12 protein-coding genes are annotated in these 16,505 nt (G+C 69.5%); 10 read left to right on the top strand and 2 right to left on the bottom strand.

The features are described from left to right. The first annotated feature begins 13 nt into the window (after positions 1-13). From K2Z83_RS18925 to K2Z83_RS18970, 10 genes are all read left to right on the top strand, one after another. Complete coding sequence (locus K2Z83_RS18925; protein ID WP_220596752.1) at positions 14-307, top strand: hypothetical protein; 294 nt, start codon at positions 14-16, stop codon at positions 305-307. Between the two features lie 58 nt (positions 308-365). Beyond that, the gene (locus K2Z83_RS18930) at positions 366-1,229 is read left to right on the top strand and encodes a hypothetical protein (protein ID WP_220596753.1); all 864 of its coding nucleotides are present in this window, start codon (positions 366-368) and stop codon (positions 1,227-1,229) included. Between the two features lie 63 nt (positions 1,230-1,292). After that, a complete protein-coding gene (gene carA, locus K2Z83_RS18935; protein WP_220596754.1) occupies positions 1,293-2,417 on the top strand; it encodes a glutamine-hydrolyzing carbamoyl-phosphate synthase small subunit in 1,125 nt (374 codons plus the stop codon). 149 nt (positions 2,418-2,566) lie between these two features. Further along, positions 2,567-3,301: a CBS domain-containing protein gene (locus K2Z83_RS18940; protein WP_220596755.1), complete on the top strand. Its 735-nt coding sequence runs from the start codon at positions 2,567-2,569 to the stop codon at positions 3,299-3,301. Positions 3,302-3,411: 110 nt separating this feature from the next. Continuing rightward, the gene (locus K2Z83_RS18945; protein WP_220596756.1) at positions 3,412-4,260 is read left to right on the top strand and encodes a DNA methyltransferase; all 849 of its coding nucleotides are present in this window, start codon (positions 3,412-3,414) and stop codon (positions 4,258-4,260) included. Between the two features lie 146 nt (positions 4,261-4,406). Further along, a complete protein-coding gene (locus tag K2Z83_RS18950) occupies positions 4,407-6,794 on the top strand; it encodes an ABC transporter permease (RefSeq protein WP_220596757.1) in 2,388 nt (795 codons plus the stop codon). 71 nt (positions 6,795-6,865) lie between these two features. Further along, a complete protein-coding gene (locus K2Z83_RS18955; protein WP_220596758.1) occupies positions 6,866-7,573 on the top strand; it encodes an ABC transporter ATP-binding protein in 708 nt (235 codons plus the stop codon). A gap of 164 nt (positions 7,574-7,737) precedes the next feature. After that, positions 7,738-9,225 (top strand): HlyD family secretion protein, encoded by a 1,488-nt coding sequence (locus tag K2Z83_RS18960; protein WP_220596759.1) that lies wholly within the window; start codon positions 7,738-7,740, stop codon positions 9,223-9,225. A gap of 182 nt (positions 9,226-9,407) precedes the next feature. Further along, positions 9,408-11,381: a hypothetical protein gene (locus K2Z83_RS18965; RefSeq protein ID WP_220596760.1), complete on the top strand. Its 1,974-nt coding sequence runs from the start codon at positions 9,408-9,410 to the stop codon at positions 11,379-11,381. A 92-nt stretch (positions 11,382-11,473) separates the two neighbouring features. Beyond that, positions 11,474-12,364, top strand: a complete 891-nt coding sequence (locus K2Z83_RS18970; RefSeq protein WP_220596761.1) for an alpha/beta fold hydrolase — start codon at positions 11,474-11,476, stop codon at positions 12,362-12,364. A 62-nt stretch (positions 12,365-12,426) separates the two neighbouring features. Here the strand turns inward: K2Z83_RS18970 and K2Z83_RS18975 are convergent, their stop codons facing one another. Further along, positions 12,427-15,807, bottom strand: a complete 3,381-nt coding sequence (locus K2Z83_RS18975; RefSeq protein WP_220596762.1) for a choice-of-anchor D domain-containing protein — start codon at positions 15,805-15,807, stop codon at positions 12,427-12,429. Positions 15,808-15,887: 80 nt separating this feature from the next. Then, the gene (locus tag K2Z83_RS18980) at positions 15,888-16,187 is read right to left on the bottom strand and encodes a hypothetical protein (protein ID WP_220596763.1); all 300 of its coding nucleotides are present in this window, start codon (positions 16,185-16,187) and stop codon (positions 15,888-15,890) included. Positions 16,188-16,505: the final 318 nt, after the last annotated feature.

Below are 16,505 nucleotides of genomic sequence, written 5' to 3' on the forward strand. Positions count from 1 at the left end.
TGGGGAGCCACCAATGAACCCTGCAAAAGTCATCATTGTGATGCCGGCGTACAACGCCGCACAGACGCTTGAGCGCACCTACCACAACATCCCCCGTGACGTAGCAGACCACGTGATTCTTGTCGACGATGCCGAGGCCTCCTCGATCAACTTCCGGCGCAGCGTGCGCTACGGCCTGGCGACGATGGGCGTCCTGGGGCGCTACCTCGCCCACATCAGCGGGGCGCGCCGGTCGCCGCAGTTCAGCACGCAGCTCAGCGACATCCTCAGCCCCTATCACCGCAAGCTGATCCTGCACAATGGCTAAGCCTGTGATAGGCCGCCGAGAGGTCGCCCGGATTGCTTGCTCGCTAGGCATCGGTCTGGTGAGCGGGCTGATCTGCTTCTGGTACCAGCGCGCCTTCGGGCGCGATGCGGGCGACCTGATCTACAGCCTCACCGGGGCGCGGGCCATGCTCGCCGGGCAGAACCCCTACACCATCCCCAACCCGCCCGGCGGGCTGCCGCTCTTCTACCCGCTGAGCGCGTTCATCCTGGCGATCCCCTTCCTGCACCTGCCGCACGAGGCGGCGGCGGGGCTGTTCTTCGGCGGCTCCTCGGCGCTGCTGGCCTTCCTGCTCACGCGCGATGGCTGGGCACGGCTCATCTTCTTTCTCGCCGCCCCCTACTGGCAGGCCCTCCAGACGGTGCAGTGGTCTCCGCTGCTCTGCGCGGTGTGGCTGAGCCCCGCCCTGCTGCTGCTGGTCAGCGCGAAGCCAAATATCGGGCTCGCGGTGCTGCTCAGCACGCCCTGGAGGTGGGCGGGGGTGGCGGGCCTGGCCGGGATCGGCCTGATCAGCCTGCTGATCCGCCCGCTCTGGCCGCTCGACTGGCTGCACGTGCTCGGCGGGCACCCCAACGCCACGCCGCTGCTGAGCCTTCCGGGGGCGCTGCTGCTGCTGGCCGCACTGCGCTGGCGCGAGCGGCGCGGGCGGCTGCTGCTGGCCCTCGCGCTTATCCCGCAGCGGCTCTTCTACGACCAGCTCCTGCTCTTCCTGATCCCCCAGTCTACCCGGGCGATGTTGATCCTGATCATCGGCAGCTGGCTCACCTACATCGGCTGGTTCTTCTGGCCCCAGGGCGGCATGTCGTGGGCCGTCGTCGGCGAGTTCATCCCTGCCCTCGTCATGGTCCTACTGCCCGCCTCAGCGCAGAAGCCCGAGCCTTGCCCCGCAACCATGGTAGAATAGCCACGGCGAGGGCGATGGGCTCTCGTATACATGTCATATACTGTGAGCTCTACGATACCGCCTATGGACGCAGTGCTTGTGCTTGAGGATGGCCGGGTCTTCCCGGGGCGCTCGTTCGGCGCCGCCGGCGAGCGGATCGGCGAGGTGGTCTTCCACACCGGGATGACCGGGTACCAGGAGATCCTGACCGACCCCTCGTACTGCGGCCAGCTGGTGACGATGACCGCGCCGCATATCGGCAACACCGGGGTGAACGACTTCGACCTGGAGTCGATCCAGCCGCAGGCGTCCGGCTTCATCGTGCGCTCCTATAGCGAGGACTACAGCTCGTGGCGCTCGCGCGGCAGCCTGGCCCAGCTCCTGCGCGCCCACGGCGTCGTCGCGATCAGCGATGTGGACACGCGGGCGCTGACGCGGCATATCCGCACGGCCGGCGCCATGCGCGGGATCATCTCCACCACCGGCGAGGCGGTTGGGCTGCTGCGGGCGAAGGCGATCGCGGCGCCGTCGATGGAGGGCCTCGACCTGACCCGCGCCGTGAGCTGCGAGGATCCCTACGGCTGGGCCGATGGCAGCGCGCCCTTTAGCCCGACCTACACCTACGACACGGTCGAGGAGCCGCGCTACCACGTGGTGGCCTACGACTTCGGCCTGAAGCGGACGATCCTGCGCCGCCTGGTCGATCACGGCTGTAGGGTGACGGTGGTGCCGGGGAGCACGAGCGCCGCCGAGACGCTGGCGCTCAGGCCGGACGGCGTGTTCTACTCGAACGGGCCGGGCGACCCGGCGGCCACCGCCTACGCTGTGGAGACGCTGCGCGGACTGCTGGGTAAGGTGCCGGTCTTCGGGATCTGCCTGGGCCATCAGCTGATGGGCCTGGCATTGGGCGGGAGCACCTATAAGCTGCCCTTTGGCCACCACGGGGCCAACCACCCGGTGCGCCACATCCCCAGCGGCAAGGTCGAGATCACCTCACAGAACCACGGCTTTGCGGTGGACCCGGACAGCCTGCCGGCTGAGGTCGAGGTCACGCATATCAACCTGAACGACCAGACGGTGGAGGGGCTGCGCCACGTCGGGCTGGGCTGCTTCAGCGTGCAGTACCACCCCGAGGCTGGCCCCGGCCCCCACGACGCGACCTACCTCTTCCACGAGTTCACCGGGCTGATGGGATCACTGAGGCACTGAGTCACTGAGGTGATGAGGGTGATACCGCGAACATCGCCCGGCGGCTGAAGCCGCGGGCTCTCTCCGACGAAGGCCGCGCAGGAGGCCTTCGTCGGAGAGAGCCCGCCCATTCACGGGCCGGGCACACGCGCTGAGGCGCTGGGGCACTGATGAGCGACCACTCGGTAACTGGCGGCTTCGCCCGCAGGCTGGCGCACCTACGCGGCCGGCTGCGCGATGACCCGGCCGAGGCGGGGGACCAGGGGCTGAAGCTGCTTGAGGAGTACCTGGAGTACCAGGCGATCGAGGCGGGCTACCGCCAGGAGCGCGGCAGCATCGGGCGCTACGCCAGCTGGCTGCGCCGGCGCGGCCCGCTCGGCGAGGAGCTGCTCGACCGGGCCGAGGCCTACGCCCAGGTGCGCAACTGCCTGGCCCACTCCTACGGCCTGCAGACCAGCCCCGACCTCGCCGCTGAGGTGGTCGAGTTCCTGGGCGCGCTGATCCGCCAGGAGGCCGACACCGCCGAGCAGATGATGAGCGCCCGCATGCGCACGGTGGCCGAGGGCGCGCCGCTCAGCGAGGCCCGCGACACCATGCTGCGCGAGGGCTTCGGCCAGCTGCCGGTGCTCCGCGAGGGCGCGGTGGTGGCCCTGCTCACCGAGCGCGACCTGGTGGCCGCTGATATGATCCCCGGCGGGCGCGCCAACGGCATGACGGTGGGCGAGGCGCTGTCGGCCCAGTCCCGCCGGCGCCTCGGCGTGATCGCCGCCGACGCCAGCCACGCCGCCGTGGTGGAGGCCCTGCGCCGCCCCGGCGTCGCGGCCCTGATCGTCACCCGCGACGGCAAGCGCGCCCAGCGGCCGCTCGGCATCATCACCCACGCCGATGTCCTCTACCGGATGTGATCGACGCTGGGGCCGTAAGGGCGTAGCAGCGCGGCGCTGCTGCGCCCCGACCCGCATCCATAAATGTAAGGGCGCAGCCGCGCCGCACGGCTGCGCCCCGACAGCCACCTATGAGTGATGATGACAGCGCCGATGGCGCAGTGGACCCGCGCAACCGCCTGAACGACATGACTGGCAGCGAGTGGACCTACGCCCTGCGCTCGGTGCTCAGCACGCGCTACCCGACCAGAGGGCCGGAGGCCTACGCCCATCAGTTGCGCCGCATGCACCCCTCGCCCAAGCCGCCCCAGCTGATGGCCGAGCTGCTGCGCTTCTTCACCAAGGCCGGCGGGCACGTGCTCGACCCCTTCGCCGGCGTGGGCGGCACCCTGATCGCCTGCTCGCTGGAGGGCCGTAGCGGCGTCGGCGTCGACCTCTCGCCCGAGTACGCCGCCTGCTACGCTGAGGTCTGCGCGGCGCTCGACATGGCGCCGCAGCCCTATGTGGTGGGCGACTCGCGGCGGCTGGCGACGATCCCCGAGGTGACGGCGCGGCCCTTCGACCTGATCCTGACCGACCCGCCCTACGCCCAGATGCTGGCCAAGGCGAAGACCGGCGAGCGCAAAAAGCGCGGCCATGCCGAGGCCACCCCCTTCACCGACTCGCCGGACGACCTGGGCAACCTGGGCTACTGGGAGTTTCTGGCCGAGCTGACCGAGCTGCTGCGCGACGCCCTCGCCCTGCTCAGGCCGCGCGGCCACCTGGTGCTCTTCACCAAGGACCTCCAGCCCACCGCCGAGCACCACAATATGCTCCACGCCGATATCGTGGCCGCCCTGCGCGAGCTGCCCGGCCTGGAGTATCGCGGCTACCGTATCTGGCACGACCAGAGCCAGAACCTCTACCCCTTCGGCTACCCCTTCGCCTTCGTGTCGAACCAGATGCACCAGTTTATCTTGATCTTCCGCTACGTTCCGTAGGGGTTGGGGGTTGGCATCGCGCTTTCGCGTTCGTGTCCTCCGCGCCCTTCCGCGTCCTTCGGGGTTCAAACGCCCGCCCCCGCCCTTGACAGCTGTGTTACAATCTTGATTGACCAGTCAATCAAAGATAGCAACACGGAGCAGCGATGCGGCCCCGATGGCACAAAGTCTTCCGCGACCTGATATCAAGCCCGACCCGGACGGTCATGGTGGTGCTGTCGATCTCGATCGGCGTCTTCGCCTTCGGCTCCATCCTGGCCACACGCACGATCATCACCGAGCAGCTGCACGACAGCTACCTGGCGATCAACCCGCTGAGCGCGACGATCACCACCGACCCGTTTGACGATGACCTGCTGGACGCGGTGCGCCACGTGCCGGGGGTGGCCCAGGCCCAGGGCGTGCGCGTGGTGAGCGCGCGCATCGCCACCGGCCCCCAGCAGTGGCAGGACACGGCGCTGTACGTGCTTCCCGACGAGGGCTGGCGCGACATCGGCGTGGTGAAGCCCTGGCAGGGCGCGTGGCCGCCGCCCAAGGACGCCCTGCTGGTCGAGCGGGCCTCGCTGGGCAAGACCAAGGCCGCCGTCGGCGACACCGTCCGCATCGAGATCGCCGGCCAGGACTCGCGCGAGATCCCGATCGCGGGGCTGACCTACGACCTCAGCCTGCAGCCGGCGGTGATCTCTGGCCAGGTGTACGCCTACGTCAGCTTCGACACCCTGGAGTGGCTGGGCGGCCCGCGCAGCTACAACCAGATCCAGATCGTGGTGGGCGAGGGGCGCAGCGACGCGGCCCACATCCAGGCGGTGGCCGACGCGGTGGGCCGGCTGGTCGAGCGCAGCGGGCGCACGGTGATCAATACCGACGTGCCCACCCCGCCGCTCCAGCACCCGCTAGAGATCCTGCTGCCCACCATCCTGTTCATCCTCACCTCGCTGGGCCTGCTCTCGCTGCTGATCAGCGGCTTCCTGATCATCAACACGATCAGCGCCATCCTGACCCAGCAGACCCGCCAGATCGGGATCATGAAGGCGATCGGGGCCAGGGCCGACCAGATCACCGGTCTCTACTTCGGCCTCTCGGCGGGCTTCGGCGTGCTGGCCCTGCTCTTCGCCGTGCCCCTGGGCGTCCTCGGCGCCTATGGGCTGACCCAGTTCCTGGCCGGCGAGTTCAACCTCGACATCGTGGGCTTCCGCTTCCCGCTGCCGGTGCTGGGGCTCCAGGTGGCCGCCGCCCTGATCGTGCCCATGGCCACCGCCGCCCTGCCCATCCGCGCCGTGGCCCGCCGGCCGGCCCGCGAGGCGCTCAGCGGCGAGACCAGCGCGCCGCCCGAGCACAGCCCGATCGACCGGCTGCTCAGCCGCCTCCACGGCATCTCCCGGCCGACGCGCCTGGCCCTGCGCAACACCTTCCGCCGCCGGGGCCGCCTCGTCCGCACCCTGATCGCCCTGGCCCTGGGCGGCGGCGTCTTTATCACCGTGATGACCCTGCGGGCCTCGCTGTTCACCACCCTGGACGAGAGCATCGCCTCGCAGCGCTACGATGTGGAGGTGCAGTTTGCCCGCCCCTACCGCGACGCGCAGGCCGAGCAGGCGGTGCTGGGCGTGCCGGGGGTGACGGGCGCGGAGAGCCTGCTGCGCGGCATGGCCTTCCCGGTGCTGGCCGACGGCACCACCGCCGAGGGGCTGAACCTGCGGGCGATACCCGCCAACACCGACATGTTCGCCCCGCGCATGGCCGGCGGGCGCTGGCTGCTGCCCGGGGATGGCCGGGCCGTCGTGCTGACCAGCAACTACCTGGTGAAGGCGCCGCAGACGCGGGTCGGCGACGAGATCACCCTGGAGATGAACGGCGACAACGAGCGCTGGCGGGTGGTTGGCTTCATCGAAGAGCTGATCCCGCCGGTCAGCCCGGCCTGGGCCTACGTGACGATCGACGCCTACACGCAGGCGCTCGGCGGCGTGGGCCGCACCGACACCCTGCGGGTCGCCACGGCCGGCCACGACGCGGCCAGCCACGCCGCCGCCGCCATGGCCCTGGAGCAGCGGCTCAGCGCCGACGGGTTCGAGGTGAGGCTCATCCACACCCGCACCGAGGACCGCAACATCCTGGCCGAGCGCTTCAACGTGCTCACGGCGGTGCTGACGATCATGGCCGCGATCATCGGCACGGTGGGCGGGCTGGGCCTGGCCGGGACGATGAGCATCAATGTGCTGGAGCGCACCCGCGAGATCGGGGTGATGCGCGCCATCGGCGCCTCGGACGCGGCCGTGCGCCAGATCGTGCTCAGCGAGGGGCTGATCATCGGCGGCATCGCCTGGGTGATCAGCACGGTCATCTCGGTGCCGATGAGCCTGGCCATGGGCTACGCCTTCGGCATGGCCCTGCTGAACACGCCGCTGATTTGGGTGTACTCGCTGCCCGCCGTGGCCATGTGGCTGGGGCTGGTCCTGCTGATCGCCAGCGTGGCCAGCGTCCTGCCGGCCCGCTCGGCCTCGCGCCTGACCGTGCGCGAGGTGCTCGCCTACGAATAACCCTTTCATACTGGCGGCAGCGCGCCGCAGGCGCGCTGCCAGAAGCAGAAAGAGTCTTAGAGGAATGTACGATGACCGCAGCATCAGCAGGCCAGGCTCTGATCAGCCTGCATAACGTGGTGAAGCAGTACGAGACGGCCGCCGGGGCCTACACGGCCCTGCGCGGGATCAACCTGACGATCGACCGCGGCGAGTTCGTGGCGATCGTCGGCAAGTCGGGCAGCGGCAAGTCCACCCTGATCAACATGATCACCGGCATCGACCGCTCGACCTCGGGCGAGGTGCGGGTGGCCGGCGAGAACCTGGGCAAGCTCAACGAGGGCAAGCTGGCCGTCTGGCGCGGCCGCACGATCGGGATCATCTTCCAGTTCTTCCAGCTGCTGCCGACCCTGACGGTGGCCGAGAATGTGATGCTGCCGATGGACTTCTGCGACATCGGCACGGCGCGCGAGCGCCGCGAGCGGGCCGCCGCGCTGCTGGCGCGCATGGATCTCTCCGAGGAGCAGGCCAACAAGCTGCCGATGGCGCTCTCGGGCGGCCAGCAGCAGCGCGTGGCGATCGCCCGCGCCCTGGCTAACGACCCGCCGCTGCTGGTGGCCGACGAGCCCACCGGCAACCTGGACTCGCGCACCGCCGACTCGATCTTCCACCTCTTCGAGGAGCTGGCCGCGCAGGGCAAGACGGTGGTGATGGTGACGCACGATAACGACCTGGCTAGCCGCGCCAGCCGCGCCGTGATCGTCGCCGACGGGCAGATCGTCGATGCGCCGGCCGCGTGACGCCGTCACCATCGCCGTCGCCGTCGCCGTCGCCATCGCCGTAGGGCCGAAGCATGCGCACCATTTACATGGCGTCTTGGTGAGGGATCAGGGGCGCATGCTTCGGCCCTACCCCACCGCCCCGGCCCCACGGATATACATTTTTACGAGGGGAATACACCCACATGCGCAAGTTTATCTTCCCGATCATCGTGATCGTCCTGATCGCCGGCGGCGGCTTCTTCGCCTTCAGCGGGAACCTGCCCAGCCTGGCGGCCACGCCCGAGCCGACCATGCCGGCGCAGACGCAGGCCCAGGCGGTGGTGGCCGACGCCAAGGTGCTGCCCGCCGCCGATGTGACGCTCTCCTTCGACCGCGCCGGCACGGTGGCCGAGATCATGGTGCGCGAGGGCGACGCCGTGCAGGCCGGGCAGCCCCTGGCCCGCCTCGACACCCGCGCCCTGGAGCTGCGCGTCAGGCAGGCCCAGGTCGGCCTCGACCAGGCCCAGGCCCGCTACGAGCAGATCGCCGCCGGGGCCTCGCCCGAGGCGATCGCCGCCGCCGACGCCGCCGTGGCCCAGGCCCAGGCCAGCGCCACCCAGGTGGCCGCCGGGGTGACAGGCCAGGATCTGGCCGCCGCCCAGGCACAGCTCGCCGAGGCCAACGCCGCCCTGGCCCAGCTGCTCGACGGCCCGAAGCGCACCGAGGTGACCCAGGCCCAGGCCGCGCTCGACCAGGCCAGCTCGGCCCTGACCAGCCAGCGCGACGGGCTCTCGGCCGCCAAGACGAGCGCCCAGCTCCAGCTCGACCAGGCCGCCAACGCGCTGCGCAACGCCCAGGACAGCTACTCGCGGATCTACTGGGACAACCGCGAGAAGGAGTCGCTGCCGGGCGACCTGCCCCAGGCCCTGATCGACGCCGAGGCCGCCGCCCTGCGCGCCGTCGACAGCGCCGAGGCGGCCATGGGCCAGGCGCAGGTGGCCCTGGAGAACGCCGGCCAGGCCGAGTCCGCCGGGGTCGCCTCGGCCGAGGCCCGCGTCCGCGACGCCCAGGCCCGCCTCGACCAGCTGGTCGCCCCGGCCGACGCCGATAAGGTGGCCGCCGCGAAGGCCCGCGTGGCCGCAGCTCAGGCCAGCCTGGCGAAGCTGCGCGGCCCCGCCCGCAGCACCCAGCTCGACGTGGCCGAGGCGGCGATCTCGCAGGCCGAGGCCGCCCGCGAGCAGGTGGCCGCCCCTGTCCGCGAGGTGGACATGACGGTGGCCAAGGTCGCCGTCGACGCCGCGAAGGTGTCGCTTGAGCAGGCCCAGCTCGACCTGGAGCAGGCCACGCTCAGCGCGCCCTTCGCCGGCACGGTGGCCCGCATCGACCTGGACATCGGCGCGCTGACCGGCCCCAGCGGCCCGGCCATCGTGCTGGCCGACCTCTCCAGCTGGCGGATCGAGACCGACGACCTGACCGAGCTGGACGTGGTCAAGCTGCGCGAGGGCGACGCCGTGACCGTCACCTTCGACGCGCTGCCCGACGTGAGTCTGCCCGGCACGATCACGATGATCAAGCCGCAGGGCAGCAACCGCCAGGGCGACATCGTCTACACCGTGGTGGTGGCCCTCGGGCAGGAGGAGGCCCGCCTGCGCTGGAACATGACCGCCGTGGTGACGGCGAGTTCTCTCTAGCGTATGGAGATGCCATGTGCCCAGCAGGCACATGCTGCACTGATGGTGCTGCGGCGCGGCTACGCCGCGCCGCAGCACCATCAGTTTTTTTGTGGGAGAGCGAAGCTCTCCCACACCCTCACCGAGCTGTCTTCATATTCCCATTGCGCATGCCAGAGCCCGCGTGCTATCCTGCCCCGACCATGAGACGACACATCTACCCGCTGGCGGCGCTGCTCGCTCTGACGGCCATCCTGCTCGCCGCGCTCCCGGCTGAGGCGCAGACGGTCACGTCAACCCAGCCCGCCGCAATCAGCCTCTTCGGCATGAACACCTACTTCACCGGCCGCGAGCGGATCAGCCGCGACGGCGACGCGGGGGTTGCGACGCTGATCGCCAAGGGCCGCCAGATCGGCGTGGCATGGGCCCGCGAGGAGCTGAGCTGGGGCAACATCGAGCGCGAGGGCAAGGGCCTGTGGCAGTGGGACGATATCGACATACGGATCGGCGCGGCCGCCCAGGCCGGCTACGGGGTCGTCGGCATGCTGCTCACCACGCCGGCCTGGGCCAGGGTGGGCGACTGCGGCGTCCGCACGCTGCGCTACATCTACGCCGGCGTGCGCGCCGAGAGCTACTGGTGCCCGCCGGCCAGCCCGCAGGACTTCGCCGACTATGTGCGGGCCACCGTCGAGCGCTACGACGGCGACGGGGTGGACGACGCGCCGGGCTCGCCGCGCGTGGCCGCCTGGCAGATCTGGAATGAGCCCAACGCCTGGGAGACATGGCCGGGCAGCCCGGCTGAGTTCGCCGCGATCTGGCAGGCCGGCTACAGCGCCGCCAGGGCCGCCGACCCGACGGCGGTCGTCGCCTCGCCAGGGCTCTATGTCTTCGACGGGCAGTGGCAGGATGGCGTGGGGCATGGCGATGGCCTGCGCTTCTTCGATGAGGCGCTGGCCGCCCGCCCTTCCCTCTGGGGCAGCTTCGACGCCCTGGCCGTCCACCCCTACATGCCCGATGTCGCGCCCGATCAGCCCGGGCTCTATGGCTCCATCAGCCTGTGGGGCCGCCTGAGCACCGCGCGCGCCTGGCTCGATGAGCACACCCGGCGCTATGGCGGCCCGCCGAAGCCGCTCTGGGTCAGCGAGGTCGGCTGGTCCACCTGCACGGCCGCCCAGGCCGACTGCTACGCCGGGGCGGCGGCGGGCGTGCAGCAGGAGGCAGGGGCCAGGGGCCAGGAGCAGCAGGCTGGCCAGCCTACGGCCTTCCTCGGCCCGATGGCCACTGGCGCCTACACCGACACGTCTGCGCCGCAGCTCGACTCCGCCGGGCTCGCCGCGCTGGTCGGCAAGAGCGAGGACCAGCAGGCCAGCTACCTGGTGCGGGCCTACGGGCTGGCGATGGCCGCCGGCGTGCAGCACATGAGCTGGTTCCAGCTCGAGGACAAGTTCGACGGCTCGGCGCACAACTTCTGGGAGGAGGCGGCGATCTTCGGCACCGCCGCCGAGGGCTACCGGGCCAAGCCGGCGGCCCAGGCCTACGCGGCCATGTCCGGGCTGCTGACGGGGGCGAGCTTCCTCGGCTTCGGCGGGCTGAGCACCTTCGCCTACAGCCCGGCGGCGCTCAGCCCACAGGCCCGCTTCCACCTGCGCTTTCTCACCGCCGACAACCGGCTCGTCGATCTGCTCTGGCGGAACAGCGGTGTGGGGACCGTCTACCTGCCCCTGGAGCCGGGGCGCGGGGCCGAGCTGCTCGACCGCGCGGGCGCGGCGCAGGGGCTGAGCATCGTCGGCGGCGCGGCCCAGCTTGCGCTCAGCGAGAGCCCGATCTACCTTATCCAGAGCATCTCACCCGGCCTCACGATAGCGCCCGCCAGCCTGGATGTGCATGTGCAGCCGGACGACCCGCCGCAGCAGCTGAGCATCGTTGTCGCCAACAGCGGCTCCGGCGCGATCAGCTGGGCGGCGACGACGGACGCCGCCTGGGCCGACGTGCAGACGCCCGCCGGCCAGGGCTACCGCAGCCTCCTGCGCATCAGCCTCAGCCCGGCCGGGCTGAGGCTGGGCAGCTACAGCGCGATCCTGCGCGTCAGTAGCTCCGCCGGAACCAGCGATATCCCGCTGCGCATGGTGGTGAGCGAGCATGTCTATCGGCGCTACCTGCCCTTTGTGGGGCGATAGATGTGGCTTTGCAAATACCGTGCATATCCATGACAAATGTGGTACGCTATAGATGCGACGAGACGAACACCCGATCAACCAAGGGCACCACAATGGCAACAGCTATTTCCGATACCATGACCGAGCAGCGCTACAGCGTGAGCGAGAGCTTTCTCTCAGGCGAGCATGGCAAGACCCGCTACTGGGCCTCGCAGCCGCAGCACGGGCTGCCGGTCGTATTCATCCACGGCTACGCCGCCATGATCGACCACTGGCGGCGGATCATCCGCCCGGTGGCGCGCGAGCACACCTTCTACGCGCTCGACCTCTACGGCTTCGGCCAGTCGGCCCGCCCGAGGGGCACGCCCACCAGGGAGCGCTGGGCCAAGCAGGTGGCCGACTTCATCCGCGAGGTGGTCGGCGGGCCGGCGGTGATCGTCGGCCACTCGATGGGCGGCGTGGTCGCCGTCGAGGTGGCCCGGCGCTACCCCGAGCTGACCCGCGGCCTCGTCCTGGTGAACAGCTCAGGCATGCAGGTCTCGGAGCGCCCGCCCAGCCAGTTCGACATGATGATGATGTCGGCGATCGGCGCGCCGCTGCTCGGCGAGGCGGTGGCCGGGCTCTTCACCAACCCGCTGAGCGTCGATTGGAGCGTGCGCCAGGGGCTGCTCTCGGCCTACCACCACAAGGAGCGGGTCACGGATGAGCTGGTCGAGACCTTCAGCGCGCCGCTGCGCAGGTACGGGGCGGCCTCATACTTGGCGGTCAGCCGCAACTTCCAGGGGCTGATCATCGACGCCAAGGCGGGCGAGATCACCGCGCCGTCGCTGCTAATCTGGGGCGCCGAGGATCGCTCCATCCCGCCGTCGGACGCCGAGGCGATCAAGGGGCGCGTGCTGCCGCAGGCCGAGTTAGCCATCCTGCCATCCACCGGCCACTGCCCCTTCGATGAGACACCCGAGCTCTTCTGCGACGCGCTGCTGCCCTGGCTTGGCAGATTGTAGAAAGCAGAAGGGGCGGCTTGTGAGCCGCCCCTTCTGCTTTCCAGTGTCATGCCCCATGATCGCTAGCGGATCAGCAGTGGTATGTAGACGTCGAATGAAGGTAGCTCGCCGCTGCCGCTCAGGCCCACGCTGTGCGGGTTGCCTTCCGCATCGTGGCTGATCGTCAGCGCGCCGCTGCGGCTGCCCGCCGTCGTCGGGGTGAAGGTCACGCTGATCGTGCAGCTCGCCCCCGCCGCCAGGGTGGCCCCACAGGTGGTTGCGTGCGCAAAGTCGCCGCTCGCCACAATGCCGCTGATGCCCAGCGTGTCACTCCCGCTGTTGGTCAGCGTCACCTGCTTGGTGCTGATGCTGCCGACCCGCACGCCGCCGAAGCTCAGGCTACTGCCCGATATGATCACCGCTGGGGCGATACCGGTGCCGCCCAGGGTCACGCTCTGCGGGCTGCCGGTCGCATCGTTGGTGATCGTCAGCGCGCTGCTGCGGCTGCCCGTCGTCGTCGGGGTGAAGGTCACGCTGATCGTGCAGCTCGCCCCCGCCGCCAGGGTGGCCCCACAGGTGCTCGTTCGCGCGAAGTCGCCGCTCGCCACGATGCCGCTGATCGCCAGCGTGTCGCTCCCGCTATTGGTCAGCGTCACCTGCTGCGCTGCGGTCGTTGTGCCGACCCGCACGCTGCCGAAGCTCAGGCTGCCCTCCGACAGGCTGACCGCCGGGGCGATTCCCGCCCCGCTCAGGCCCACGCTGTGCGGGCTGCCGGCCGCATCATTGGTGATCGTCAGCGTGCCGCTGCGGCTACCCGTCGCCGTCGGCGTGAAGGTCACATCGATGGTGCAGCTCGCCGCCGGCACCAGCGTGGCCCCACAGTCGTTGGATTGGGCAAAGTCCCCGTCCGCCGCAATGTCGCTGATATGCAGGTCGGCGGCGCCGCTGTTGGTGAATGTCACCTGCTGCGCCGCGCTGGTGCTGCCGACCCGCAGGGTGCTGAAGCCAACGCTACCGGTCGAGAGCGCGGCGTTCGCCAGCGCCTGGTACACGCCGCGCCCGTGGGTCGCCGCCGTCAGCGTGTTGCCCACCCAGAACAGCTCATCGACCGAGACATTCGACGGCCCATCGTGGGGCAGGCTCCAGGTGGCCCCGGCGTCCTCGCTGGCGAAGATGCCCACCTCGCTGCCGACGTAGATCCGGCTGCTGTCGAGCGGGCTGATCACCAGCGAGCGCACTGGGGCGTTGGGCAGCCCGGTCGCCCCGGCGCCGGTGCGGTCGGCCCAGGTTGCGCCGCCGTCGGCGGTGCGGTAGACGTTATCGGCGCTAAAGCCGCCGAAGGTCACGTAGACGATCGCGCTGTTGTTCGGGTCGATGGCGATCCGGTTCGCGTAGCGGTTCGGCAGGCCGACGCCGTTGGTGTCTACCTGCGTCCAGGTCGGCGACGCCGCCGTGCCGTTGGTCGTCTGATAGACATTGCCGTTGTTATGGCCGACCCAGATGATATCCGAGTTGCCCGGGGCGACCGCGATCGCGCTGATGTTGCTGCCGACGCTCGGCTTGATCGCCGCCCACTGCGGTCCGGTGGAGTTGGTGTTGGGCGCCTTGACATTGTTCGTGCGCCAGAGCGAGAGGCCGCCGACCAGCATGCGGTTGGAGTCGTTCGGGTCGAGAATGAAGGGCGCGATGAAGTTGGCAGCGCTGTTCGCGGCGTCAGTGATCGTGTAGGGGGCCGGCTTCCATGCATAGGCGCTCCCCGTCCAGTACTGGCCAGAGATATACGCGGCCGAGTTGACAGTGGCGCCGGTCGAGGTGCGGTGGATATTTGCGTAGACATACTCGCCGTAGAAGTAGTTCGAGTCATTGGGGTCGGCGGCCGAGAAGCCGCCGTCGCCGCCATAGACCTTGACCCAGCCCTCGCTATCGCCGTGATAGGCCAGGGTGCCGTTATCCTGGGCGCCGCCGATAATCACGCCCGTGCTGGCGTTGCCGGCCGCCCCGTAGAACTGGGTGATCCCCAGGTTGTTGTTCAGCTCCTGCCAGCCGGTGGTGTTATAGGGATAGTCGCCGCCGAGGGTGCTGATATTAACAGCCTTATAGATGCCGCCATCATTGCCGAAGTAGACCGTGCGGTTGGTTGTGCCGTTATAGCCGGGGTCGGCCACAATTGCGTGCTGGTCGGCGTGCGCTGAGGAGGGCGAGTACTGCCAGGAGCTGACCTGGGTGAGGCTCGCGCCGCCATTCGTGCTGCGCCAGAGGTCGATCCCGCCGACGATCAGGGTGTTGGGGTTGTCTGGCGCCACCCAGATGATGTTGTCGTACCAGCCCTGTCCGCCCAGGTAGCTATAGCCCGTGCTCACCAGGCTATAGCTCTGCCCGCCGTCGGTGCTCTTCCAGATCTCGCCGCTGTTGATATCGACCGAGGCATAGATCGTGCCAGGGGCGGCGACACTCGGCGCATAGGCGACCTCGACCCGGCGGGAGGTGCTAGTGCTAAGCGGTATCCCACTCGCCGCTGTCCAGCTCACCCCGCCATTCGTCGAGTACCAGGCATCGCCATAGCGCCCGCCTGCTACGGCATAGGTTGGGTCATTTGGGTTAAAGTTAACATCAAGAGTCTGGGTGGACCACACCTGGGTCCAGGAACTGCCGCCATCCGTCGAGCGGTAGATCCCGGTTCGCGTCGCGGCCAGCAGGGTCGCGCCGTCATTGGAAATATCCAGGCGGTTGACATAGACAAAGTTGCTGTTCGCAGTGGCGCTCAGCTGGCTCCAGCTCACCCCGCCATCGCTGCTCTTAAAGATGCCGGCGCCCTGGATGCCATCGATGTTATAGAAGCCCTCGCCGGTGCCGGCGTACATCACATCGGAGTTGGTGGGGTCCATCACCATGGTCGAGACGGCCAGGTTGCTCATAAAGTCGTCCACCGGATCCCAGCGCGTGCCGCCGTTGCTGCTGTACCAGATGCCGCCGGAGACGCTGCCGGCCCACATGCGGCTCGTCTGGGTGGGGTGGATGACCAGCGCGCGGATGCGCCCGCCGATATTGCCCGGCCCGAGCCACTTCCACTGGTCCTGGGCGATCCCGGCCGCCGGCGGACCGCTCGGGTCGGCGGCGCGCATCTGGGCGACGTGCTCAAGCGCCAGGCCGATGCCGTCGGGCTTGATGCTGCCATCCTCGCTGCGCAGGGCCAGGTTGCGCCAGGCGAGCGCCTCGTCGGGCTTATCGGGCATGGGGCTACCCACCCGGAAGATCGCCCGGTCGAGCTTGTCCTGCGGCATGACACAGATCGCCGCCGGGCTGAGGCTGCGCAGCCTGCCCAGCTGCTCCGCCATCTCGACGCTGATCTGGCGGTGGGCGGCGATCTCGGCGAGGCTCAGCCCCGGCCGATCGCAGAGCTCGCCCGTCGCGCGGCCACGTACAAAAAGCAGGCCGCCCCCGACGACGACGATCAGCGTCGCCACAACAACCGCACCCCCGCGAAGCCGAGCTTGGAGTGACATGAGCCAGCGCATACTTCCCCCTAACGTGCCGACCTGAGGCGTCAGGTCCGCACAATGACACTAAGGGTAAACTGCATCACGGGTGGTGAGCAGGGCTGATTGGTCGAACAAGGCTCCGGCCGGCTGGTCACCATCACGTCAGTCTGGCCGGGGCGCATCGCCCGGAGCTGCCAGCCCGTGTCGCCGGGGCGATCGAGCCGATCGGCAGCGGTGAGCATGGCCAAGATATCGCCGCTGTAGCTGATATTCCACCCGGCCGCATCCTGGGGCGGGATCAGCCGGATAACCTGGCCGACCGTGAGCGTGACCTCCGGTGCCGCGGGCGGGAGCGTGACGAGCACCTCGCCGGGCGCAGGGAGGCTTGTGGGCGACGCGGCGACGGTCGGGGCAGGCGCAAGGGCAGCGGTAGGGGCGAGAGTCGCGCTTGGAGCGGGGATAGCAGTGGGGGCGGGGGGCGCAGTAGCCTTGGCTGTCGCTGTCGGGGTGGGCGGGGCCGCCCCCAACAGGGCTGATGGCGAGGGCGCCGGGGCGGGCGAGCCGCGCAGATCACGCGCGCCGCATGCAGCCAGGGCGAGCGCCATGCCGGCGAGCAGGAGAGTCCGCACCTGAGCGTGCCCTTGATAAGAGCCTGAGTTTAACATATTATTCACAGATGTCAG

Source organism: Oscillochloris sp. ZM17-4 (assembly GCF_019599295.1).
Lineage (GTDB): Bacteria > Chloroflexota > Chloroflexia > Chloroflexales > Chloroflexaceae > Oscillochloris.